22 protein-coding genes are annotated in these 22,210 nt (G+C 60.1%); 15 read left to right on the top strand and 7 right to left on the bottom strand.

The genetic code is table 11. The features are described from left to right. Positions 1–11: 11 nt before the first annotated feature. Entirely contained in the window at positions 12–1,481 is a 1,470-nt protein-coding gene (gene modF, locus FFB58_RS07935) for a molybdate ABC transporter ATP-binding protein ModF (protein WP_138369564.1), read from the bottom strand. A 68-nt stretch (positions 1,482–1,549) separates the two neighbouring features. Continuing rightward, positions 1,550–2,338, bottom strand: coding sequence for a molybdenum-dependent transcriptional regulator (gene modE, locus FFB58_RS07930; protein ID WP_138369563.1), 789 nt, complete (start codon positions 2,336–2,338; stop codon positions 1,550–1,552). Positions 2,339–2,465: 127 nt separating this feature from the next. Between modE and FFB58_RS07925 the strand changes: the two genes are divergently transcribed. From FFB58_RS07925 to modC, 4 genes are all read left to right on the top strand, one after another. Next, positions 2,466–2,615: an AcrZ family multidrug efflux pump-associated protein gene (locus FFB58_RS07925; RefSeq protein WP_039029358.1), complete on the top strand. Its 150-nt coding sequence runs from the start codon at positions 2,466–2,468 to the stop codon at positions 2,613–2,615. 179 nt (positions 2,616–2,794) lie between these two features. Next, entirely contained in the window at positions 2,795–3,571 is a 777-nt protein-coding gene (gene modA / locus FFB58_RS07920) for a molybdate ABC transporter substrate-binding protein (RefSeq protein ID WP_138369562.1), read from the top strand. Continuing rightward, complete coding sequence (gene modB / locus FFB58_RS07915) at positions 3,568–4,257, top strand: molybdate ABC transporter permease subunit (RefSeq protein WP_138369561.1); 690 nt, start codon at positions 3,568–3,570, stop codon at positions 4,255–4,257. The genes modA and modB overlap by 4 nt, the downstream gene beginning before the upstream one ends. Positions 4,258–4,259: 2 nt before the next feature. Continuing rightward, on the top strand, positions 4,260–5,318 hold the full coding sequence (gene modC, locus FFB58_RS07910; protein WP_138369560.1) for a molybdenum ABC transporter ATP-binding protein ModC: 1,059 nt from the start codon (positions 4,260–4,262) through the stop codon (positions 5,316–5,318). Here modC and FFB58_RS07905 read toward each other — a convergent pair whose 3' ends face one another. After that, positions 5,319–6,137 (bottom strand): pyridoxal phosphatase, encoded by an 819-nt coding sequence (locus tag FFB58_RS07905; RefSeq protein ID WP_138369559.1) that lies wholly within the window; start codon positions 6,135–6,137, stop codon positions 5,319–5,321. 153 nt (positions 6,138–6,290) lie between these two features. Here FFB58_RS07905 and pgl point away from each other — a divergent pair, with 153 nt between their 5' ends. Then, positions 6,291–7,286, top strand: a complete 996-nt coding sequence (pgl, locus tag FFB58_RS07900) for a 6-phosphogluconolactonase (protein WP_138369558.1) — start codon at positions 6,291–6,293, stop codon at positions 7,284–7,286. Positions 7,287–7,715: 429 nt separating this feature from the next. Beyond that, entirely contained in the window at positions 7,716–7,805 is a 90-nt protein-coding gene (tisB, locus tag FFB58_RS07895; protein WP_072036641.1) for a type I toxin-antitoxin system toxin TisB, read from the top strand. A 53-nt stretch (positions 7,806–7,858) separates the two neighbouring features. On the opposite strand, the gene FFB58_RS07890 is transcribed toward tisB, so the two are convergent. After that, positions 7,859–9,142, bottom strand: a complete 1,284-nt coding sequence (locus FFB58_RS07890) for a putative acyl-CoA thioester hydrolase (protein ID WP_138369557.1) — start codon at positions 9,140–9,142, stop codon at positions 7,859–7,861. Between the two features lie 224 nt (positions 9,143–9,366). Here FFB58_RS07890 and hutI point away from each other — a divergent pair, with 224 nt between their 5' ends. From hutI to hutH, 5 genes are all read left to right on the top strand, one after another. Continuing rightward, positions 9,367–10,590: an imidazolonepropionase gene (hutI, locus tag FFB58_RS07885; RefSeq protein WP_138369720.1), complete on the top strand. Its 1,224-nt coding sequence runs from the start codon at positions 9,367–9,369 to the stop codon at positions 10,588–10,590. Next, positions 10,587–11,525, top strand: coding sequence for a formimidoylglutamase (gene hutG, locus FFB58_RS07880; protein WP_138369556.1), 939 nt, complete (start codon positions 10,587–10,589; stop codon positions 11,523–11,525). The genes hutI and hutG overlap by 4 nt, the downstream gene beginning before the upstream one ends. A gap of 44 nt (positions 11,526–11,569) precedes the next feature. Further along, entirely contained in the window at positions 11,570–12,301 is a 732-nt protein-coding gene (locus tag FFB58_RS07875) for a histidine utilization repressor (RefSeq protein WP_138369555.1), read from the top strand. A 126-nt stretch (positions 12,302–12,427) separates the two neighbouring features. Next, complete coding sequence (gene hutU, locus FFB58_RS07870; protein WP_039029368.1) at positions 12,428–14,113, top strand: urocanate hydratase; 1,686 nt, start codon at positions 12,428–12,430, stop codon at positions 14,111–14,113. Further along, positions 14,113–15,633 (top strand): histidine ammonia-lyase, encoded by a 1,521-nt coding sequence (hutH, locus tag FFB58_RS07865; protein WP_138369554.1) that lies wholly within the window; start codon positions 14,113–14,115, stop codon positions 15,631–15,633. The genes hutU and hutH overlap by 1 nt, the downstream gene beginning before the upstream one ends. 103 nt (positions 15,634–15,736) lie before the next feature. Here the strand turns inward: hutH and FFB58_RS07860 are convergent, their stop codons facing one another. Further along, the gene (locus tag FFB58_RS07860; RefSeq protein WP_138369553.1) at positions 15,737–16,213 is read right to left on the bottom strand and encodes a kinase inhibitor; all 477 of its coding nucleotides are present in this window, start codon (positions 16,211–16,213) and stop codon (positions 15,737–15,739) included. 44 nt (positions 16,214–16,257) lie between these two features. Next, positions 16,258–17,565, bottom strand: coding sequence for an adenosylmethionine--8-amino-7-oxononanoate transaminase (gene bioA / locus FFB58_RS07855; RefSeq protein ID WP_138369719.1), 1,308 nt, complete (start codon positions 17,563–17,565; stop codon positions 16,258–16,260). Positions 17,566–17,634: 69 nt separating this feature from the next. On the opposite strand from bioA, the gene bioB reads away from it, so the two are divergent. From bioB to bioD, 4 genes are read left to right on the top strand one after another with little or no spacing between them, the layout of a single operon-like run. After that, on the top strand, positions 17,635–18,675 hold the full coding sequence (bioB, locus tag FFB58_RS07850) for a biotin synthase BioB (protein WP_138369552.1): 1,041 nt from the start codon (positions 17,635–17,637) through the stop codon (positions 18,673–18,675). Continuing rightward, positions 18,672–19,829, top strand: coding sequence for an 8-amino-7-oxononanoate synthase (gene bioF, locus FFB58_RS07845; RefSeq protein ID WP_138369551.1), 1,158 nt, complete (start codon positions 18,672–18,674; stop codon positions 19,827–19,829). The genes bioB and bioF overlap by 4 nt, the downstream gene beginning before the upstream one ends. Further along, on the top strand, positions 19,813–20,568 hold the full coding sequence (gene bioC / locus FFB58_RS07840) for a malonyl-ACP O-methyltransferase BioC (protein WP_138369550.1): 756 nt from the start codon (positions 19,813–19,815) through the stop codon (positions 20,566–20,568). The genes bioF and bioC overlap by 17 nt, the downstream gene beginning before the upstream one ends. Further along, positions 20,561–21,265 (top strand): dethiobiotin synthase, encoded by a 705-nt coding sequence (gene bioD, locus FFB58_RS07835; protein ID WP_171029939.1) that lies wholly within the window; start codon positions 20,561–20,563, stop codon positions 21,263–21,265. Before bioC ends, bioD begins: the two co-directional genes overlap by 8 nt. Here the strand turns inward: bioD and FFB58_RS07830 are convergent. After that, positions 21,225–21,929, bottom strand: coding sequence for an ATP-binding cassette domain-containing protein (locus tag FFB58_RS07830; protein WP_138369549.1), 705 nt, complete (start codon positions 21,927–21,929; stop codon positions 21,225–21,227). The two genes, bioD and FFB58_RS07830, sit on opposite strands and share 41 nt — an antisense overlap. Positions 21,930–22,210 lie beyond the last annotated feature (281 nt).

Here is a 22,210-nt window from a genome sequence, read left to right as displayed (position 1 = left end):
CCGGCACGCTATCAGACAGGTCCAGTCTGGTAACGATAGCTGTCGCTCTCGGCGACAAACTCCAGTCGATGGGTGATACAGGCGGGGGCGTCTTCCGCATGGTGAGAGACGAACAGCAGCTGCGTTTCACCTTCACTGATAAGGACATCAACAAAGCGGCGAATCAATTGGCGGTTCAGCGGATCCAGCCCCTGCAACGGCTCGTCAAGGATCAGCAGCGTCGGGTGTTTCACCAGCGCACGCACAATCAGCGCCAGCCGCTGCTGGCCCCACGAAAGACTGCTGAACGGCGCGTCAGCCACCCGGTTATCCATTCCGAGAATATCCAGCCACTGTTGCGCCAGCTTGTGCTGCCGGTCAGACACCGCCTGGTAAATACCGATAGAGTCGAAATAGCCGGAGAGGATCACGTTGCGTACCGTGGTGCTCACGCGGTAGTCGAGATGCAGGCTGCTGCTGACATAACCGATATGTTTTTTAATATCCCAGATGGTTTCGCCGCTGCCGCGACGGCGGCCAAAGAGGGTTAAATCGTTGCTGTAACCCTGCGGGTGATCCCCGGTAATGAGGCTCAGCAGGGTGGATTTACCCGCACCGTTGGGGCCGACAATCTGCCAGTGTTCGCCGGGATTCACCGTCCAGCTTAAATGGTTGAGGATCGGACGATCGTTATACGACACCACGCCGTCATTAAGCACAATCCGCGCCTCACCTTCGGGTAAACCGTGGCGCGCCGACGGGGCATCCGGTTCGGGCAGGGTGACGCCGTTGAGTTTTTCACTGTGCGCCAGCTGGGCAATCAGGGCCTGGTTCAGCAGGGCGGCTTTTTCACCAGACGCCGTCAGGGTGCAGTCGGCCAGCACGCCGGCATTCTGGACAAAATCGGGGATCTCGTCAAAACGGTTGAGCACCAGCACCAGGGTATATCCCTGCTGATTGAGCGAGGCCAGCAGGTCCGCCAGCTGCCCCCGGGACTTCACGTCGAGGCCGTCAAAAGGTTCATCGAGGATCAGCAGGTCAGGCTCGGCCATCAGCGCCTGGCACAGCAGCGTTTTGCGGGTTTCGCCGGTGGAGAGGTATTTAAAGCGACGGTCCAGCAGGTGGGTGATGGCGAACTGTTCCGCCAGCTGGTGGCAGCGGGCATCATCTTTCACCTCATCCTGGATGATTTCGGCGGCCGTTCGGCCGGTATCCTCTTCATCGGGGCTGAGCATATCGGTGTTGTTACGCTGCCACTCGTCGCTGACCAGTTTCTGCAGCTGCTCGAAGGAGAGGCGGGTCACGCGGGTGAAGGCGCTCTGGCGTTCGCCTTTCAGCAGCGTCAGTTCCCCGGCCAATGCCCGGGCGAGGGCCGATTTGCCGCTGCCGTTACTGCCCACGAACGCCCAGCTTTCACCGGCATTCAACGTAAAATCAGCGAGGGTAAGCGTACGCGTGTCGCTAAGACGAAACGTGCCTTGCGAAATTTGCAATGATGACATGATTTATCCCGTTTTTTGCAGCAATATGCATCAGGGATAACTCAGTGTCGGCACGAATGTCAATGCGCTTAGCACAACGTGGCGATAATCACCCGGTCGGCATTAAAATATGCGGTCGCCTCAGCACCTTCTTCTAAATCCCGGCTCTCGGCCAGCGGCACGGTGGCGCAGAGGGTCTGGCCGTCCGGCAGGGTCATCAGCACTTCACACTGCTCGTCGCCGCGATCGATATGGTTGATAACCCCCTGCAGCTGGTTATCCGCCTCTTTTGCAGCCTCAGGATCCAGAGTAATGTTCACCCAAGGCGCTTTCAGCAGGACCAGCACCTCTTTGCCCTCGTCCAGCCCCAGACGCTTGCCGCTCTGGGCGGTGATGGCCACTTTCAGGCGGGTAGAGCCATCGGCGAGCAGGATGTCCACATGCTGCTGCACCTGGTCGTTATCCCGGGCGGTGACCGTGCCAAACCACTGGTTACGGGCGCTGGTTTGCAGAGAGAAACGCGAGATGGCGCCGAGCAGGCTGTCCAACGGCAGGGCGTCGTCGTCGCTTAAGACATTGAAGGCTTTCTGCTGGATCTGCGCCAGCAGATCATAGAGCTGGATCAGGCGTTGCCCGTAGCGCGTCAGGATCGCACCGCCGCCGCCTTTGCCGCCGGTGGCACGCTCGACCAAGGTCTGTTCGCTCAGGGTGTTCATCTCGTTGATGGCATCCCACGCGCTTTTATAGCTGATACCGGCATTCTTTGCCCCCTGGCTGATGGAGCCGGTTTGCTCAATCTGTTTGAGCAGGGCAATGCGGCGGGGATCGGCGAACAGCTTTTGCGAAAGGCGTAGGGTGAGGAGAATTTCGGCCTGCATAACAATGTCCTGGCAAAAGGGATATTGTGACGTAATTCGTTACATGCGCAAACTGTACCGCACAAAAGGGGATGTAATTCTCGCTTTTCCGGTTAGAATAAGGCATTCACATTGTCTGGAGAAAGCCATGTTAGAGTTGCTGAAAAGTCTGGTATTCGCCGTGATCATGGTCCCAGTGGTGATGGCTATCATCCTCGGTGCCATCTACGGCCTGGGTGAGGTGTTTAACATCTTTTCCAATATCGGCCACAGAAAACAGCCGAAAAAGCAGCATTAATTTTCTTTAAAAACGCCCGGTTCTGCCGGGCGTTTTGCTCTCAAGTTTCCCCCTTCTTCGCCGATATTATTTTCGGTGCAAAATTGATTTACTCCCTGATCGGTAGGATTTAACGCTGGGAAAACCCTACGGTTATCGTTATATTTCAATTTATATAACGACACTCAAAGGAGTTAACGATGACACGTACAGGCTTACGCTTTATTGCCGGGGCAACACTGACCCTCTCCCTGACCGGGCATGCGCTGGCAGATGAAGGCAAAATCACGGTATTTGCGGCAGCGTCTTTGACCAACGCGATGCAGGATATTGCCACAGCGTATAAAAAGGAGAAAAACGTCGACGTCGTGTCGTCATTTGCCTCTTCCTCTACGCTGGCACGTCAGATTGAAGCGGGTGCCCCTGCCGACCTGTTTATCTCTGCCGATCAGAAGTGGATGGATTATGCGGCAGAGAAGAAAGCGATTGATACGGCCAGCCGTGAAACCCTGCTGGGCAACAGCCTGGTGGTGGTAGCGCCAAAATCCAGCGCGCAAGGCGACATCACCATCAACAAAGAGACCAACTGGACCAGCCTGCTGAAAGAGGGGCGTCTGGCGGTGGGCGACCCCGATCACGTTCCGGCGGGCATTTATGCTAAAGAAGCGCTGCAGAAGCTGGGAGCCTGGGAGACGCTGTCGCCAAAACTGGCACCGGCAGAAGATGTGCGCGGCGCGCTGGCGCTGGTTGAGCGCAATGAAGCGCCGCTGGGGATTGTTTACGGCTCTGATGCCGTTGCCGGTAAAGGCGTGAAGGTCGTGGGTACCTTCCCTGAAGACTCGCATAAGAAAGTGGAATATCCTGTGGCCATCATTGATGGACATAAAAACGCAACCGTCAGCGCCTTTTACGATTACCTGAAAGGGCCGCAGGCGTCTGCCATCTTTAAACGTTACGGATTTACGACTCACGAATGATATTGACCGATCCCGAATGGCAGGCCGTGCTGCTGAGCCTGAAAGTCTCTTCCCTCGCGGTTGCATTTAGTTTGCCCTTTGGGATCTTCTTCGCCTGGTTACTGGTTCGCTGTAAGTTTCCAGGCAAAGCGCTCCTCGACAGTATTTTGCACCTGCCGCTGGTGCTGCCGCCGGTGGTGGTCGGTTATTTACTGCTGATTGCCATGGGGCGTCGCGGGTTTATCGGCGAGCGGCTCTATGAGTGGTTTGGCCTGAGCTTTGCCTTCAGCTGGCGCGGCGCGGTGCTGGCGGCGGCGGTGATGTCGTTCCCGCTGATGGTGCGGGCGATCCGCCTGGCGCTGGAAGGGGTCGATCTTAAACTCGAGCAGGCGGCCCGCACGCTGGGGGCCGGGCGCTGGCGCGTCTTTTTCACCATCACGCTTCCCCTGACGCTGCCGGGCATTATTGTCGGCACCGTGCTGGCGTTTGCCCGCTCGCTGGGCGAGTTCGGCGCTACCATTACCTTTGTTTCCAATATTCCGGGCGAAACCCGCACCATCCCGTCGGCCATGTACACTCTGATCCAGACTCCGGGTGGCGAAGGTGCCGCTGCGCGTCTGTGCATTATCTCCATCGTGCTGGCGCTGGTCTCGCTGCTGGTGTCGGAATGGCTGGCTCGTCTTAGCCGCGAACGGATGGGGAAATAATCATGCTGGAAATCAATTTTACCCAGACGCTGGGCGAACACTGCCTGACCCTCAACGAGACCCTGCCTGCCAGCGGCATTACCGCTATTTTTGGCGTCTCCGGCGCGGGCAAAACCTCGCTGATCAATGCGATTAGCGGCCTGACCCGGCCCGAGTCAGGGCGGATCGTACTTAACGACCGGGTGCTGAACGACGTTGAAAAACGCATTTATCTGGCGCCGGAAAAGCGCCGGATTGGCTACGTCTTCCAGGATGCGCGGCTCTTCCCGCACTACAAAGTGCTGGGCAACCTGCGTTACGGCATGGCAAAAAGCATGGCCGGACAGTTTGATAAGCTGGTGGCCCTGCTGGGTATTGAACACCTGCTTGACCGGCTGCCGTCGTCGCTCTCGGGCGGGGAAAAACAGCGCGTGGCGATAGGCCGGGCATTACTCACCGCCCCGGAACTGCTGCTGCTGGACGAGCCGCTGGCCTCCCTCGACATTCCCCGCAAGCGAGAGCTGCTGCCGTACCTGCAGCGTCTGGCGCGCGAAATCAATATTCCAATGCTCTACGTCAGCCATTCGCTGGATGAGATCCTGCATCTGGCCGATAAGGTGCTGGTGCTGGAAAACGGCAGCGTAAAAGCGTTTGGTAATCTGGAAGAGGTGTGGGGCAGCAGCGTAATGCATCCGTGGCTGCCGCAGGAGCAGCAGAGCAGCATTCTGAAGGTGAGCGTGCTGGAGCACCATCCGCACTACGCCATGACCGCGCTGGCCATTGGCGATCAGCATGTCTGGGTCAACAAGCTGGATAAACCGCTCCAGACCAGTCTGCGCATTCGCATTCAGGCATCCGATGTTTCGCTGGTACTGCAGCCGCCGTTGCAGAGCAGTATCCGTAATATCCTGCGGGCGAAAGTGGCCCAGTGCTTCGACGATAACGGCCAGGTGGAGGTGCAGCTGGAAATTGGCAGCCGCACGCTGTGGGCCCGCATCAGTCCGTGGGCCAGGGATGAACTGGGGATCAAACCTGGCCTCTGGCTCTACGCGCAGATTAAGAGCGTGTCGATCACCACCTGATCACTGCAGATGGGTATAGATGAATTCGGCGATGCTGTTCGTGGTGTTATCGCCGATCACCACGTTGGCGCGCGCTTTGACGGCGTCGTCGGCATTACCCATCGCCACCCCGGTGCCTGCCGCTTCCAGCATGCTGATGTCGTTGTAGTTATCGCCAAATGCAATAACGTCTTTCATTGATCCTCCGATGGATTCCACATACTGCGTGAGGCGTTTGCCCTTGCTGTTGCCTTTGCGGGCAATATCCACCTGATCGTGCCAGGACCATTCGCACTCAAGCCCCAGGGTCTGCTCGACATGCTTTGCAAAGTCGTTCAGTTTTACGGTGTCCTCGTCGGTCAGGGCAAATTTCCAGATAGCCTCAACCTCCCGGGCCGCCTGCGCCAGCGAAGGCACCTGAGTGAATACCGGACGCTGGGCTTCCGGCAGCGACTGCGCCCAGTTGCTGGTGCGGATGACGTGGCCGGTAGGGCGCTCATAAACCATCGCGTTGTCGACATACATCAGGCCGTGAATGGCGTGTTCATCGAGCAGGTCAATCAGTTGCAGCGCCTGCGGGACCGGCAGCGGATCGGCTTGCAGAACCTTTTTTGCTTGATAATCATACAAATAGGTTCCATTACAACAAATTGCAGGTGTATCCAGCGCCAGTGCCTGATAAAAAGGATGAATAGCAACGTGATGACGACCCGTTACGATGAGGAGCTGGTATCCCACCTCCTGGGCACGTTTCAGTGCTTCAAGCGAAGAGGGGAGCAGGGTTTTTTGCGGGGTTAACAGCGTACCGTCTAAATCCAGTGCAATCACACGCGAGGTCATTTGATATTCCGGGTTAATGTTGAAAGTCAGGGATGTGCAGATGGTACACCGCGCAACTATCGCTGCAAAATTCCTGGTTAAAATTCAGCATTCACCGTTAAAAAAGACTATCCTGGTACATTACTTTTACGCGCAGTGAGGAAAGGAGCATTCATGAAACAAACCGTTTATACCGCCAGTCCTGAAAGCCAGCAGATCCATGTCTGGCGTCTGAATCCCGAAGGTACGCTCACCCTGGTTCAGGTTGTCGATGTTCCCGGCCAGGTTCAGCCGATGGTGATCAGCCCGGATAAACGTTTCCTGTATGTGGGTGTTCGCCCGGAGTTCCGCGTACTTGCGTACCGTATCTCTCCTGAAGATGGCACCCTGACGTACACTGCCGAAGCCGCGCTGCCGGGCAGTCCGACGCATATCTCCACGGATCTGCAGGGACGCTTTATCTTTAGCGGCTCCTACAATGCCGGTTGCGTCAGCGTGACCCGCCTTGACGACGGTATTCCTGCTGAGACCCTTGAGGTGGTTGAAGGGCTTGAAGGTTGCCACTCGGCCAACATCTCTCCGGATAACCGTACCCTGTGGGTACCGGCGCTGAAGCAGGATCGCATCTGCCTGTTTACCCTGGGCGATGACGGCAAACTGACCGCGCAAAACCCGGCGGAAGTGACCACCGTTGAAGGTGCGGGCCCGCGTCACATGGCCTTCCATCCGAATCAGAAGTACGCCTACGTGGTGAATGAGCTGAACTGCTCGGTAGACGTCTGGGCGCTGAGCGATCCGCACGGCAAGATTGAGTGTGTGCAGACCCTGGATATGATGCCGGCAGATTTCACCGATACCCGATGGGGCGCAGACATTCACATCACCCCTGACGGACGTCACCTCTATACCTGCGATCGTACCTCCAGCCTGATCACCATCTTTAGCGTTTCTGAAGATGGCAGCGTGCTGGCTATCGAAGGCTACCAGCCGACCGAAACGCAGCCGCGCGGCTTTAATGTCGATCACAGCGGTAAGTTCCTGATTGCGGCAGGGCAGAAATCGCACCATATCGCGCTGTATGAAATTCAGGGCGAGCAGGGACTGCTGGAAGAGAAAGGACGTTACGCCGTCGGTCAGGGGCCAATGTGGGTGGTCGTTAACGCTTACTAAGACGGATGAAATAAAAACCTCGCAGATGCGAGGTTTTTTTATGCCCGGTGGTAGCCGGGTGAGCACATCGGAAACACCAACCTCTGTATCTTAATTCCGGCCCGACCCTATGTAAAATCAACTAACGTCGGCTTGAGAGCATACACTTGCAGCATTAATGTTATTTAATTGAAATATATTAAATTTTGCTGAAATCTAAATGAAATCTTAATCTCCATAAAACTGTTTTTATATACAGTTCCCGAAGACTACAATACCGCCGTTGGTTCGATATGAGCAGTTCCGCAAATCAGGTTTCTTAAAGTCCTGGCTGGCGGGTGGTGCCGTCAGTACCTTAACTGTGGAGCATATCGGAAACACCAACAACCACTGGCGACAGGCAGCGGAAAGGTAAGTCAGTGGAAGTGCTCCTGACCAAAGGAGTGGCGTATGAGCAGTATGGGATGGATGATTCTGTTCCTGCAACTCATGGTTGCAGTTCTGCAACTGCTGGATGCGTATCTTAAAACCGGTGCCTGACGCGTTCAGCCGCAGCATCAAGGGGGAGTTGCTCCCCCTTTTTGCTAATCAGATTACTGCTTCGGCTCTGCAATCACCTTGCTGCCCACACCGCGGTTGTTGTATTCCCACATGCGGTTGAAGTTAGCGTCGTTGAGGTTACGCTGCACGTTGCCTTTATCATCTACCGCACCGGTGTTACCCGCATACGGACGCTGAGAGATGGCGGCGTTGCCCCAGGGTTTTGCCATGTTGAAGCCTTCGTTGATCACGCTGTCGCGGATCACCACCTGACCGTTTGTGCCTGAATCGACATCCAGCGAGCGGCCCAGCTGCGCTACGCCATCGCCCATTGCGGTAAAGCGGCTGTTTACCGCCAGGAAGCCGTAGAACAGGTTGGACTGCGTCGCCGGCGCGAAGACGTAGCCTTCCTGCTGGGTACGGGTATTCATGACGCGGAAATCGGTGTTATCAAACACCACGGCACCGCGACCAGAGACAATATCCACATCCCCTTCAATGTAGCTGTTGGTCACCAGCGTACGGGTGATGCGGTTATTTTTCAGGGTGTTCTCAACGCCGCTGTTGGTGACGAAGAAGGTGTTCTGGCGACCCAGGATATTCACCTTGTCGATTTGCACCTGATCGCCATCGCTGCGCAGAGCCACCGCCTGGTGGTTACCGGCATCGACGCTGTCGCCCAGATTGTTTTCGATGGTCAGGTTCTGCAGCTGCAGGCCGTTGTTCTGCGACCAGAAGACCGCGGAACACATCAGGCCAACAGTGGCGCTGTGCTTGCTCTGGCAACGGTCGAACATATACCAGGCGGGTTTACCCGGCATGTATTTACCACCCGGATTGACCAGATGACGCCAGGTCGTGGTGTCCATCTCAGAGTCGATTGCCAGACCAATTTTGACATCAATTGGCTTCTCACCCGTACCGTACAGCGTCACGCTGCCCGGTGCGGCAGGCACATACACGGTACCTTCGTACTCGCCCGGTAAAATGGCGATGTACTGGCGGGAGCTGCTGTGCTTAGCAATGGCTGCATCAACTGCCGCCTGAATGGTGGTATGGGTAACGCCCTGGGTTCCCGCCGGGCCAACCACAAAGTTGGGCTGCGCAGGCAGGCGGATGGCATAAGGACTCCACGGCGCTGCGTTCGGATCCATGGCCGTAAAGTAGCGCGCCTGCTGGAAGTTTTTCGCTTCATCAGCAGAGAGGATCGGACGGGAAGCCGTGCCCGGCGCGGCCTGCTCTGATGGCAGCTGATCCGGCGGGGTAGAGCTGCACGCTGACAGCGTCACGCCAAATGCGAGTGCCAGCGCCAGACGAGAAATCCTGGAAATGTTCAAGGGAAGCTCCTGCAAAGCATATCAATAGGGGAATAACCGAAATAGCCTGCTTTTTTATACTAAGTTGAGCGAAACGGGAAGATTAAAAGGCATAAAAGTTACTTTTTATTCCCATGCTTAGCGGGAAAGTTGTCACAAATAAATAACAATTTGCGTAAAGGCGATTGACAGGGCGGCAGGAATGAAAATAAATGTCTATACAACCCATGACAAGTGGAAGCCCGATGCTGCAACTTCATCCCGACGATCTAATCTGGCGTAACCTGCGCCTCGCAACGCTGGATCCTGACCACGGCACGCCTTATGGCCTGCTGGAGAACAGGGCGTTAATCGTGCGTGCAGAGACCATTCTGGCGATTGTCCCCGAATCTGATTTGCCCCTGGATCTGCCCAACGCCGTCGATTTAGAGGGGCGGCTGGTCACGCCGGGGCTGATCGACTGCCACACGCACCTGGTGTTTGGCGGCGATCGCGCCGCCGAGTGGGAGCAGCGGCTGAACGGCGTCTCCTATCAGACCATCAGCGCCCAGGGCGGCGGGATTAACGCCACGGTGACCGCCACCCGGGAGAGCTCAGTTGAGCACCTCAAACAGCTGGCGCAGCAGCGCTTAAACCGGCTGATGCGCGAAGGGGTCACCACCGTTGAAATTAAGTCGGGTTACGGCCTCAACGACGAAGCCGAAGAGAAGATGCTGCGCGTGGCCCAACACCTTGCCCGAACCAATCCCGTGGAGATCAGCCCGACGCTGCTGGCGGCGCACGCCGTGCCGAAGGAGTATCGCCAGGATCCAGATGCCTGGGTCGACCATGTTTGTCGGCACACGCTGCCCGCGCTGTGGGAAAAAGGGCTATTCGAAGCCGTGGATGTGTTCTGCGAGAACGTCGGGTTTACGCCAGAGCAGAGCGAACGGGTGTTTCAGGCGGCACAGATGCGGGGGATCCCCATTAAAGGCCATGTGGAACAGCTCTCTAACCTCGGCGGCACCGCGCTGGTCAGCCGTTATCACGGGCTGTCAGCCGATCATATTGAATACCTCGATGAGGCCGGCGTCGACGCGATGGCGCAGAGCGGCACCGTAGCGGTATTACTCCCCGGCGCCTTTTACTTTTTACAGGAGCGCCAGCGCCCGCCGGTTGCGCTGCTGCGGGAGCGGGGCGTGCCGATGGCGGTTGCCACGGATTACAACCCCGGGACCAGTCCGTTTGCCAGCCTGCATCTGGCGATGAACATGGCCTGCGTCCAGTTTGGCTTAACCCCGGAAGAGGCGTGGGCAGGGGTAACGCGCCACGCCGCGAAAGCGCTGGGCCGCGGCGAAACCCACGGCCAGCTCAAGGCCGGGTTTGTCGCCGACCTGGCGATCTGGGATGCGAAAAACCCGGTGGAGATGGTTTATGAGCCGGGACGTAACCCGCTTTATCAGCGCGTATTCAGAGGAAAAACAGCATGAGTCTTTGGCAGCCGGTTTCACCTGACGTCTGGCAGGGGCGCGACGACAGCAGCGAGGCCAGCAACGCGCTGCGCCTGTTTCAGACCGTCAGGCAAAGCGATACGCAGCATCCGTCCGGGGAAGACATTGCGTTGCTGGGCTTCGCCTGCGACGAAGGGGTCAGACGCAATCAGGGCCGCCCCGGAGCCGCTCAAGCGCCGGATGTCCTGCGCCGCGCCCTGGCGAATATGGCGAGCCATCAGGGGCACGAGCGATTGATCGACATGGGCACTATCGGCGTTGATGGCGACGCGCTGGAGACCGCCCAGCAGGCGCTGAGCGAGACGGTCACCGCCTGCCAGCAGTCGGGCATGCGCACCCTGGTGTTGGGCGGCGGACACGAAACCGCCTGGGCGCACGGGCGCGGGGTGCTGGATGCGTTTCCCGGCGAGCGGGTGGTGATTATCAATCTCGACGCCCATCTCGATCTGCGTCATGCCAGCCAGGCCACCTCTGGCACCCCGTTCCGCCAGCTGGCCCTGTACTGTGCGGAACAGCAGCGTGAGTTTCACTATGCCTGCCTGGGCGTCAGCCGGGCGGCGAATACCCTGGCGCTGTGGGATGAGGCTGCGCGCCTTAACGTCACCCTGGTGGAAGATCTCGATTTTCAGCAGCAGGCGCTGACCGCTCTCACACCGCTCCTTGAACAGGCGGACCGGGTTTATCTGACTATCGATCTCGACGTCATGCCTGCCGGGGAAATGCCCGCCGTGTCGGCCCCTGCCGCGCTGGGGGTTCCGGCCCGGGATCTGCTCCCGGTCATTGAAAAGATCTGCCGCAGCGGCAAACTGCAGGCGGCGGATCTGGTGGAGTTCAGCCCTGGCTTCGATCGCGACGGCCAGGGAGCGAAGCTCGCCGCACGGCTGGCGTGGCAAATCGCTCACTGGTGGGCTTAAAGCGTGTATATACTCGACTTTTTATGACGGCTTAAGGAATTGCTATGTTCTCTCGCGCTCCGCAGCAGGCCAGTGCGCCAGCCCCTTTCTATGAAAAGGTAAAACAGGCGATCAGTCATCAGATCGCCACCGGCGTATGGCGTCCGCACGATCGCATCCCGTCCGAGGCCGAGCTGGTTGCCCAGTTCGGCTTTAGCCGGATGACCATTAACCGCGCGCTGCGGGAGCTGACCGACGAGGGGCTGCTGGTGCGCCTGCAGGGTGTTGGGACCTTCGTGGCCGAGCCTAAGGGGCAGTCGGCGCTGTTTGAAATTCGCAGCATTGCCGACGAAATTGCCTCCCGCCACCATCAGCACCGGTGCGAGGTGCTGTTCCTCGAGGAGACGCAGGCCAGCGCCGCCCAGGCCACGGCGCTTAACGTCAAAGAGGGGACGCGCATTTTTCACTCCCTGATGCTGCATTACGAAAACGACATCCCGGTGCAGATTGAGGATCGCAGCGTTAACGCTGCCCTGGTGCCGGAGTATCTGCAGCAGGATTACACCACCACCACGCCTCATGCTTATCTGTCGCTGATCGCCCCGCTGACCGAAGGGGAGCACATCGTTGAGGCGGTGCGCGCCACGCCGAAGGAGTGCGAGCTGCTGCGCATCAAAGAGCACGATCCCTGCCTGCTGATCCACCGTCGGACCTGGTCAACGTCGCACATCGTCTCCCATGCCCGGCTGCTGTTCCCCGGCAACCGCTACCGGCTGCAGGGCCATTTCATGTCATAGGCCGAAAAGCGTGATTGCTGACGCAATATAATAAAAATGTATCGTAATTGTTAAAACCGGCCTTGTGCGCACTTGTCTATACAAGTATATCTTAGTGTATATTCTGTCCCCAACGAGGAGCACACAATGTCGTCAGGTAAGTATCGCCAGCAAGAGATCCGCGCCCCACGTGGCACCCGGCTGAATGCCAAAAGCTGGCTCACCGAAGCCCCGCTGCGCATGTTAATGAACAATCTCGATCCTGAGGTGGCGGAAAATCCTCACGAGCTGGTGGTGTACGGCGGTATTGGCCGCGCCGCGCGCAACTGGGAGTGTTACGACGCCATTGTCGCCGCGCTCACCGAACTGGAAAACGACGAAACCCTGCTGGTGCAATCCGGCAAACCGGTCGGCGTATTCAAAACCCACAAAAACGCCCCGCGCGTGCTGATCGCCAACTCCAACCTGGTGCCGCACTGGGCTACCTGGGAACACTTCAACGAGCTGGATGCGAAAGGGCTGGCGATGTATGGCCAGATGACCGCCGGGAGCTGGATCTACATCGGCAGCCAGGGCATTGTCCAGGGCACCTACGAGACCTTCGTTGAAGCGGGTCGCCAGCACTACAACGGCTCCCTGAAAGGGCGCTGGGTACTGACGGCAGGCTTAGGCGGCATGGGCGGTGCACAGCCGCTGGCGGCGACCCTCGCCGGTGCCTGCTCCCTGAACATCGAGTGCCAGCAGAGCCGCATCGATTTCCGTCTGCGCACCCGTTACGTTGACGAGCAGGCTGAGTCGCTGGATGACGCCCTGGCGCGGATCAAAAAATACACCGACGAAGGCCGGGCGGTCTCTATCGCCCTGTGCGGCAACGCCGCCGATATCGTGCCGGAACTGGTGGCGCGCGGCGTGCGTCCGGACCTGGTTACCGACCAGACCAGCGCTCACGATCCCCTCCACGGCTACCTGCCGAAAGGCTGGAGCTGGGAAGAGTATCAGCAGAAAGCGCAGCAGGATCCCGAAGGCACCGTGCTGGCGGCGAAGCGCTCCATGGCCGACCACGTCAACGCGATGCTGGCCTTCAGCCAGCAGGGCGTGCCGACGTTCGACTACGGCAACAACATTCGCCAGATGGCGAAAGAGATGGGCGTGACCAACGCCTTTGACTTCCCTGGCTTCGTCCCGGCCTACATCCGTCCGCTGTTCTGCCGCGGCATCGGCCCGTTCCGCTGGGTAGCGCTCTCTGGCGACCCGGAAGACATCTACAAAACCGACGCCAAAGTGAAAGAGATCGTCGCCGACGATGAGCACCTTCATCACTGGCTGGATATGGCCCGGGAGCGCATTAACTTCCAGGGCCTGCCGGCGCGTATCTGCTGGGTAGGGCTGGAGTGGCGTCAGAAGCTGGGCCTGGCCTTTAACGAAATGGTCCGCAGCGGAGAAGTCTCTGCGCCCATCGTCATTGGCCGCGACCATCTCGACTCCGGTTCGGTCGCCAGCCCGAACCGCGAAACCGAAGCGATGCAGGACGGCTCCGACGCGGTCTCCGACTGGCCGCTGCTGAACGCGCTGCTCAATACCGCCAGCGGCGCGACCTGGGTCTCGCTGCACCACGGCGGCGGCGTGGGCATGGGCTTCTCCCAGCATGCCGGGATGGTCATCGTCTGCGACGGCACCGATGAAGCCGCGGCGCGTATTGCCCGCGTCCTGCACAACGACCCGGCAACCGGCGTTATGCGCCATGCGGATGCCGGATATGACATAGCCATTGCCTGTGCGAAAGAGCAGGGGCTGAACCTGCCGATGATCGCTGCTAACCAAGGAAAGCACTGATGAATGCCTTAACACTGACGCCCGGCACTCTGACTCTGGCGCAGCTTCGCCAGGTCTGGCAGCAGCCGCTCCAGCTGACTCTCGACGACGCCGCCCATCAGGCGATTAACGACAGCGTCGCCTGCGTGGAAGCCATTGTCGCCGAAGGGCGCACCGCCTACGGCATTAATACCGGCTTTGGCCTGCTGGCCCAGACGCGCATCGCCACGCACGATCTGGAAAACCTGCAGCGTTCGCTGGTGCTCTCCCACGCCGCGGGCGTCGGCGAGCCGCTGGACGACGACATTGTGCGTCTGATGATGGTGCTGAAAATCAACAGCCTGGCGCGCGGTTTTTCCGGCATCCGTCTGAGCGTGATCCAGGCGTTGATTGCGCTGGTCAATGCTGGCGTATATCCGTGGATCCCGGCTAAGGGTTCGGTGGGGGCATCCGGCGATTTAGCCCCGCTGGCGCACATGTCACTGACCCTGCTTGGCGAGGGTAAAGCCCGCTACCGTGGCGAGTGGTTACCGGCCGCAACCGCCCTGCAAAAAGCGGGGCTGGCCCCGGTGACGCTGGCGGCAAAAGAGGGACTGGCGCTGCTGAACGGCACTCAGGCCTCCACCGCCTTTGCCCTGCGCGGCCTGTTTGAAGCTGAAGATCTGTTTGCCTCGGCGGTGGTCTGCGGAGCGCTGACCACCGAAGCGGTGCTTGGCTCCCGTCGTCCGTTCGATGCCCGTATCCACGAGGTACGAGGCCAGCGCGGGCAGATCGACGCCGCCGCGCTGTTCCGCCACGTTCTCACCGACACCAGCGCCATTGCCGATTCGCATCACAACTGCGAGAAGGTGCAGGATCCGTACTCCCTGCGCTGTCAGCCGCAGGTGATGGGGGCCTGCCTGACCCAGCTGCGCCAGGCGGCCGAGGTGCTGCTGGTGGAATCCAACGCCGTTTCCGATAACCCGCTGGTCTTCGCAGCGGAAAACGAGGTGGTCTCTGGCGGTAACTTCCACGCCGAACCGGTGGCGATGGCGGCAGATAATCTGGCGCTGGCGATTGCCGAGATCGGCGCGCTCTCTGAGCGCCGCATCGCCCTGATGATGGATAAACACATGTCCCAGCTGCCGCCGTTCCTGGTGCGTAACGGTGGGGTGAACTCCGGGTTTATGATTGCTCAGGTGACCGCCGCCGCGCTGGCGAGCGAGAACAAGGCGCTGTCGCACCCGCACAGCGTTGACAGCCTGCCGACCTCGGCCAACCAGGAAGACCATGTTTCGATGGCGCCAGCGGCAGGTCGTCGTCTGTGGGAGATGACCGTCAATACCCGTGGCGTGCTGGCGGTGGAGTGGCTGGCGGCCGCTCAGGGTTGCGATCTGCGTGATGGCCTCACCTCCAGCCCGCTGCTGGAGCAGGCGCGTCATATTCTGCGGGAGAAGGTTGCGCACTATGATGATGACCGCTTCTTTGCCCCGGATATCGATGCGGCGATTGAATTGCTGAGCAAAGGGAGCCTGGTGGGGTTGTTGCCGAGATTCCTGTAAAAACACCTATGCAAAACCGTAGGCCGGCTTAGGCGAAGCCGCCACCCGGCAAATGCCCGGCGGCGCTGCGCTTGCGCGGGCCTACGGTTTCACCCGGCTATTTTTACGAATACATCGCCGTAATCGACGCACTACCCAGGCTGTGGAAATGGACGTTAAAGCCCACCATTGCACCGCTCGCCTCTTCATTCACCTCGATTTTTTCCACGTTCAGGGCATGCACCGTAAAGATATAGCGGTGGGTTTCGCCTTTTGGCGGTGCCGCGCCGCCGTAGCCCGCTTTGCCAAAATCGGTGCGGGTCTGCACCGCGCCGTCCGGCAGGGCGACCAGCGAAGAGCCGGAACCCTGCGGCAGCACGCGGGTGTCGGCCGGGAGATTGGCGACAACCCAGTGCCACCAGCCGGAGCCGGTCGGGGCGTCCGGGTCATAACAGGTGACGACAAAGCTTTTGGTGCCCGACGGCACCTCGTCCCAGGCCAGATGCGGAGAGATATTATCCCCCTCATAACCCATGCCGTTAAACACGTGGCGCAGGGGGAGTTTATCCCCGTCGCGCAGATCCTGACTGATAAGTTTCATGCTGTTCCTCCGTATTAAGCTCTGCCAGAAGTGTAACGCATAAACTAAACAGTAAAGTGCGCAGGCTCCTGAACGGCATCCACCACGGCGCGGGTCAGCTTGCTGAGTTGGGCGCGGCTTATCACATACGGCGGCATCAGATAGATCAATTTCCCGAACGGGCGCACCCAGACCCCGCGCGCCACAAAGAAGCGCTGCAGCGCCGCCATATTCACCGGATGGGTGGTTTCGACGACGCCAATCGCCCCTAATACCCGCACGTCGGCCACATACTCAGACTCCCGCGCTGCCGCCAGCTCCTCGTTGAGCTGGGTTTCGATGGCGGCGACCTGGGTCTGCCACTCGCCGCTCTCCAGCAGCGCCAGGCTTTCGCAGGCGACGGCGCAGGCCAGCGGGTTACCCATAAAGGTCGGGCCGTGCATAAAGCAGCCCGCTTCGCCGTTGCTGATGGTCTCGGCCACCTGGCGGGTGGTGAGGGTGGCGGAGAGGGTCATGGTGCCCCCGGTCAGGGCTTTGCCGAGGCACAGGATGTCCGGGGTAATGCCCGCGTGCTCGCAGGCAAACAGCTTGCCGGTACGCCCGAAGCCGGTGGCGATCTCATCGGCAATCAGCAGAATGCCTTCCCGGTCGCACATCCTGCGAATGCGCTTCAGCCACTCGGGATGGTACATGCGCATTCCGCCCGCGCCCTGCACGATGGGCTCGAGGATCACCGCCGCAATCTCGTGGCGATGGGCGGCCATCAGGCGGGCGAAGCTGACCATATCCATTTCATCCCACTCGCCGTCGAAGCGGCTCTGGGGTGCCGGGGCAAACAGGTTTTCCGGCAGATAGCCCTTCCACAGGCTGTGCATCGAGTTGTCCGGGTCGCAGGCCGACATCGCCCCGAAGGTATCGCCGTGGTAGCCGTTGCGGAAGGTGAGGAACCGCTGGCGGGATTCGCCCTTAGCGTGCCAGTACTGCAACGCCATCTTCATCGCCACTTCCACCGCCACCGAGCCTGAATCGGCAAGGAACACGCACTCCAGCGCGTCGGGGGTCATCGCCACCAGACGACGGCAGAGGTCCACCGCGGGCGGATGGGTGATCCCGCCGAACATCACGTGCGACATGCGGTCAATCTGCGCCTTCATCGCCGCATTCAGCCGGGGGTGGTTGTAGCCGTGAATGGCCGCCCACCAGGAGGACATCCCGTCTACCAGCTGCTCGCCGCTGGCCAGGGTCAGCTCGCAGCCGTGGGCTTCCGTCACCGGATAAACCGGCAGGGGCTGGGTCATGGAGGTGTAGGGATGCCAGATGTGGCGCTGATCGAATGCGAGATCGTCCGTTGTCATAATCGACTTGTAAACCATTTTGAAAACATTTAGGTTTACAAGCATAAACCGAAACCATCCTGAACTAAACCTCTTTGGAGATGCCCCATGGCTCACCAGGCTCGCTGGACAATGTCGCAAGTCACTGCTTTATTTGAAAAACCCCTTCTTGAACTGCTGTTTGAAGCGCAGCAGATCCACCGTCAGCACTTCGATCCGCAGCAGGTTCAGGTGAGCACGCTGCTGTCGATCAAAACCGGTGCCTGCCCGGAAGACTGCAAATACTGCCCGCAAAGTGCGCGCTACAAAACCGGCCTCGAATCCGAGCGGCTGATGGAGGTGGAGCAGGTGCTGGAGTCTGCCCGCCAGGCGAAAAATGCCGGTTCAACCCGTTTCTGCATGGGCGCGGCGTGGAAAAATCCCCACGAGCGTGACATGCCGTACCTTGAGCAGATGGTGCAGGGCGTGAAGGCGATGGGCCTCGAAGCCTGCATGACGCTCGGCACCCTGGACGACACCCAGGCGCAGCGCCTTGCATCGGCGGGGCTGGATTACTACAACCACAACCTCGACACCTCCCCGGAGTTCTACGGCAATATCATCACCACCCGCACCTACCAGGAGCGCCTGGACACCCTGGACAAAGTGCGTGATGCGGGCATTAAGGTCTGTTCGGGCGGGATCGTGGGCCTGGGTGAAACGGTAACCGACCGTGCCGGTCTGCTGCTGCAGCTGGCTAATCTCCCGACCCCGCCGGAGAGCGTGCCGATCAACATGCTGGTGAAGGTGAAGGGCACCCCGCTGGCGGACAACGACGACGTCGACGCCTTTGACTTCATCCGCACCATTGCGGTGGCGCGCGTGATGATGCCAACCTCGTACGTGCGTCTCTCTGCCGGTCGCGAGCAGATGAACGAGCAGACCCAGGCGATGTGCTTTATGGCCGGGGCCAACTCCATTTTCTACGGCTGCAAGCTGCTGACCACGCCGAACCCGGAAGAGGACAAAGACGTCCAGCTGTTCCGCAAGCTGGGGCTGAACCCGCAGCAGACCGCCGTTCTTACAGGCGATAACGAGCAGCAGCACCAGCTGGAACAGCAGCTTTTCAACGCCGATACCGACCAGTTCTACAACGCGGCGACGGTATGACCTGGCAACAACGTATTGATGCCGCCCTCGATGCCCGTCGGGCGGCAGACGCGCTGCGCGTTCGCACAACGGTGGAGAACGGCGCAGGCCGTTTTCTCACCCGCGACCAGCGGCGCTACTGCAATTTTTCCAGCAACGACTATCTCGGCCTGAGCCAGCACCCGGCCATTATCCGCGCCTGGCAGCAGGGGGCGGAGCAGTACGGGGTAGGCAGCGGCGGCTCCGGCCACGTCAGCGGCTATACCACCGCGCATCAGGCGCTGGAGGAGCATCTTGCCGACTGGCTTGGCTATCCCCGCGCGCTGCTGTTTATCTCCGGCTTTGCCGCCAATCAGGCGCTGATTGCTGCCCTCACCGATAAAACCGACCGTATTGTCGCCGACCGCCTGAGCCATGCCTCGCTGCTGGAGGCGGCCAGCCACAGCCCGGCGCAGCTTCGCCGTTTTGCCCATAACGATGTCGCCCAGCTGGCCTCCCTGCTGGATAAACCCTGCGACGGCCAGCAGTTGGTGGTGACCGAAGGGATTTTCAGTATGGACGGCGACAGCGCTCCGCTGGCCGATATCCATGCTGCGGCCCGGCGTCACGGCAGCTGGCTGCTGGTGGACGATGCCCACGGGATTGGCGTCACAGGCCCGCAAGGGCGGGGCAGTGCGGCCAGCCAGGGCGTCAAACCCGAGTTGCTGGTGGTGACCTTTGGCAAAGGCGTCGGGGTGAGCGGCGCGGCGGTGCTGTGCAGCGATTCTGTCGCCAACTATCTGCTGCAGTTTGCCCGGCATCTGATCTACAGCACCAGCATGCCGCCTGCCCAGGCGGTGGCGCTGCGGGCGGCGTTTGACCTTATTCGCAGCGACGAAGGGGAGGCGCGTCGGCAGCGACTGGCGGCCCATATCCACCAGTTCCGCGCAGGCGTGCGTGACCTCCCGGTGGAGGTCACCGCTTCCCAAAGCGCCATTCAGCCGCTAATTGTGGGTGAAAATGACCGCGCCCTGCACCTGGCGCAGACCCTCAGAGAGCAGGGGATCTGGGTGACGGCCATTCGTCCGCCCACCGTCCCGACGGGAACCGCGCGCCTGCGCCTGACCCTGACGGCGGCGCATGAAGCGTCCGACATCACCGCGTTACTGGAGGCGCTGCATGGCGCAAGTGAATAAACAGGCGATTGCCGCTGCTTTTGGCCGGGCGGCGCAGAGCTACTCCCGTCATGACGCGCTCCAGCGGCAAAGCGCTGACGGACTGCGGGCGCTGCTGGCAGACACCACTTTTGCCAGCGTGCTGGATGCTGGTTGCGGGCCGGGCAGCAACAGCCTGGCCTGGCGCAGTGCCGGAAGCCTGGTGACGGCGATGGATCTCAGCGCCCCGATGCTGGACGAAGCGCGGCGCAACCAGGCGGCCGACTGCTATCTGCAGGCCGATATCGAAGCCATCCCCCTGGCGGACGGGCAGTTTAGCCTTGTCTGGAGCCATCTGGCGGTGCAGTGGTGCACCAGCCTGCCGCAGGCGCTGGCCGAGCTCTGGCGGGTGGCGAAACCCGGGGGCAAGGTGGCCTTTACCACCCTGCTGAAGGACTCTCTGCCGGAGCTGAATCAGGCCTGGCTTGCGGTGGACACGCAGCCGCACGCCAACCGTTTTCTGACCGGGGAACAGGTCGCCGGGGCGTTATCCGGCTGGCGGCACCGCTCTGCGATCCAGACCGTCACCCTGCTGTTTGACGATGCCCTCAGCGCCATGCAATCCCTGAAGGGGATCGGCGCCACCCATCTGCATGCCGGGCGGGCCGGGAAGCCGTTAACCCGCGGGCAACTGCAGACCCTGGCGCAGGCGTGGCCGCAGCGTGAAGGAAAATTCCCGCTCTCTTATCAACTTTTTCATGGAATTATCGAACGTGACTGAACGCTATTTCGTTACCGGCACCGACACCGAGGTCGGTAAAACCGTGGCCAGCACCGCACTGCTGCAGGCGGCGCGGGCGCTGGGCCGCAATACCGCAGGATACAAGCCGGTCGCCTCGGGGAGCGAGATGACCCCCGAGGGGCTGCGTAACAGCGACGCGCTGGCGCTGCAGCACAACAGCAGCGTGGCGCTCAGCTATCAGGCGGTGAACCCTTACACCTTCGCGGAGCCCACCTCGCCGCATATCATCAGCGCCGACGAGCAGCGCCCTATCGAATTCAGCGCGCTCACTGCCGGGCTACGTGCGCTGGAGAGCCAGGCCGACTGGGTGCTGGTGGAAGGGGCTGGCGGCTGGTTTACGCCGCTTTCAGACGAGCAGACCTTTGCCGACTGGGCGATTGCCGAGCGGCTGCCGGTGATCCTGGTGGTGGGGGTGAAGCTGGGCTGCATCAACCACGCGATGCTCACCGCCCAGGCGATCCGCCAGGCGGGGCTGCATTTTGCGGGCTGGGTGGCCAACGTGGTGGTGGCCCCCGGCAAACGCCACGGGGAATACATGGCGACGCTTAAACGCGTGCTGCCCGCACCGCTGCTGGGGGAGATCCCCTGGCTTGGCGACGAGGCCGACACCGCGGACATCGGGCGTTATCTCTCTCTTAACGCGCTGACGCCGTCGGCCCCATCCAGTGGGCGATAAGCGGGGCATCCAGCTCGCTGACCCGGCCCTGGGCCACGTTGCGCCCGCGATACAGCAGGCAAAAGCGATCTGCCACCCGGCGGATCAGCGACAGGTGCTGCTCGGCCAGCAGCACCGATAATCCCAGCTCGCGGCTAAGCCTGAGCAGCAGCTGCGCCAGCTTGACGCTAAACTGCTGGCTGGCGCCGCGGCTGGGCTCGTCGAGGATCAGCAGGCGAGGGCGGGTCACCAGCGCGTTCGCCAGCGCCAGCTGATACTGTTGGTCGTCGTTAAGCCCTGACGCCCGCAGCTGGCGTAGTGGGTAAAGCTCCGGGAAGAACTCAAAAATATCGCTGCTCACCGGCCCACCTTCGTTCCCTTTCGCCATCCGCGCGATATGCAGATTCTCCTCTATCGTCAGCTGCGAAAAGATCCGCCGCTCCTGCGGGACAAAGCTAATGCCTGCGCCCGGGCTTAATTCGCAGGGGGAGGCCCCGGCGTCATGCCAGACCATCGAGCCGCTGGCGATGGGCAGCAGGCCAGCGATACAGCTTACAAGGGTTGTTTTCCCCATTCCGGGCAGCCCGACCACCCCGGTACAGACGCCGGGGGGCAGGTCGAGATCAACGTTCCACAGGGTGTGGCGATCCCCGTAATACTGATTCACGGCACGCAGGCTCAACATGGTGTTTCTCCTTAACAGACGTTGATGACCTCAGAAACACTGCAAGACTCTTGCCACCGCCCGTAAAAAGGCGATTAAACATCTCTTTTTCGGAATCCACTCAGAAAGCAGCCTCAGCGGGGAGGGAACCTGCACTACGTCGGTGCCACGAAGGGTGCGACTGGTGCAGCCACCATTTGAACGAAATGTGAGCAATCTCTCATCAATTCGTTATCTGATTTTCGGCATCAGATCGCCAAAATTGGGCGATAAAAATTTTTTACCGTCGCGCTGTGGGCAAA

Source organism: Enterobacter sp. MF024, from assembly GCF_005843915.1.
Taxonomy (GTDB): domain Bacteria; phylum Pseudomonadota; class Gammaproteobacteria; order Enterobacterales; family Enterobacteriaceae; genus Enterobacter; species Enterobacter barmai.
The sequence above is the reverse complement of the archived record's forward strand: the minus strand, read 5'-3'. Positions and strand labels throughout refer to the sequence as shown.

What these genes read in the sequence shown, in the direction of transcription:
- modF (WP_138369564.1), bottom strand. Translation starts at nt 1,481, where the DNA reads ATGTCATCATTGCAAATTTCGCAAGGCACGTTTCGTCTTAGCGACACG.
- modE (WP_138369563.1), bottom strand. Translation starts at nt 2,338, where the DNA reads ATGCAGGCCGAAATTCTCCTCACCCTACGCCTTTCGCAAAAGCTGTTC.
- FFB58_RS07925 (WP_039029358.1), top strand. Translation starts at nt 2,466, where the DNA reads ATGTTAGAGTTGCTGAAAAGTCTGGTATTCGCCGTGATCATGGTCCCA.
- modA (WP_138369562.1), top strand. Translation starts at nt 2,795, where the DNA reads ATGACACGTACAGGCTTACGCTTTATTGCCGGGGCAACACTGACCCTC.
- modB (WP_138369561.1), top strand. Translation starts at nt 3,568, where the DNA reads ATGATATTGACCGATCCCGAATGGCAGGCCGTGCTGCTGAGCCTGAAA.
- modC (WP_138369560.1), top strand. Translation starts at nt 4,260, where the DNA reads ATGCTGGAAATCAATTTTACCCAGACGCTGGGCGAACACTGCCTGACC.
- FFB58_RS07905 (WP_138369559.1), bottom strand. Translation starts at nt 6,137, where the DNA reads ATGACCTCGCGTGTGATTGCACTGGATTTAGACGGTACGCTGTTAACC.
- pgl (WP_138369558.1), top strand. Translation starts at nt 6,291, where the DNA reads ATGAAACAAACCGTTTATACCGCCAGTCCTGAAAGCCAGCAGATCCAT.
- tisB (WP_072036641.1), top strand. Translation starts at nt 7,716, where the DNA reads ATGAGCAGTATGGGATGGATGATTCTGTTCCTGCAACTCATGGTTGCA.
- hutI (WP_138369720.1), top strand. Translation starts at nt 9,367, where the DNA reads ATGCTGCAACTTCATCCCGACGATCTAATCTGGCGTAACCTGCGCCTC.
- hutG (WP_138369556.1), top strand. Translation starts at nt 10,587, where the DNA reads ATGAGTCTTTGGCAGCCGGTTTCACCTGACGTCTGGCAGGGGCGCGAC.
- FFB58_RS07875 (WP_138369555.1), top strand. Translation starts at nt 11,570, where the DNA reads ATGTTCTCTCGCGCTCCGCAGCAGGCCAGTGCGCCAGCCCCTTTCTAT.
- hutU (WP_039029368.1), top strand. Translation starts at nt 12,428, where the DNA reads ATGTCGTCAGGTAAGTATCGCCAGCAAGAGATCCGCGCCCCACGTGGC.
- hutH (WP_138369554.1), top strand. Translation starts at nt 14,113, where the DNA reads ATGAATGCCTTAACACTGACGCCCGGCACTCTGACTCTGGCGCAGCTT.
- FFB58_RS07860 (WP_138369553.1), bottom strand. Translation starts at nt 16,213, where the DNA reads ATGAAACTTATCAGTCAGGATCTGCGCGACGGGGATAAACTCCCCCTG.
- bioA (WP_138369719.1), bottom strand. Translation starts at nt 17,565, where the DNA reads ATGGTTTACAAGTCGATTATGACAACGGACGATCTCGCATTCGATCAG.
- bioB (WP_138369552.1), top strand. Translation starts at nt 17,635, where the DNA reads ATGGCTCACCAGGCTCGCTGGACAATGTCGCAAGTCACTGCTTTATTT.
- bioF (WP_138369551.1), top strand. Translation starts at nt 18,672, where the DNA reads ATGACCTGGCAACAACGTATTGATGCCGCCCTCGATGCCCGTCGGGCG.
- bioC (WP_138369550.1), top strand. Translation starts at nt 19,813, where the DNA reads ATGGCGCAAGTGAATAAACAGGCGATTGCCGCTGCTTTTGGCCGGGCG.
- FFB58_RS07830 (WP_138369549.1), bottom strand. Translation starts at nt 21,929, where the DNA reads ATGTTGAGCCTGCGTGCCGTGAATCAGTATTACGGGGATCGCCACACC.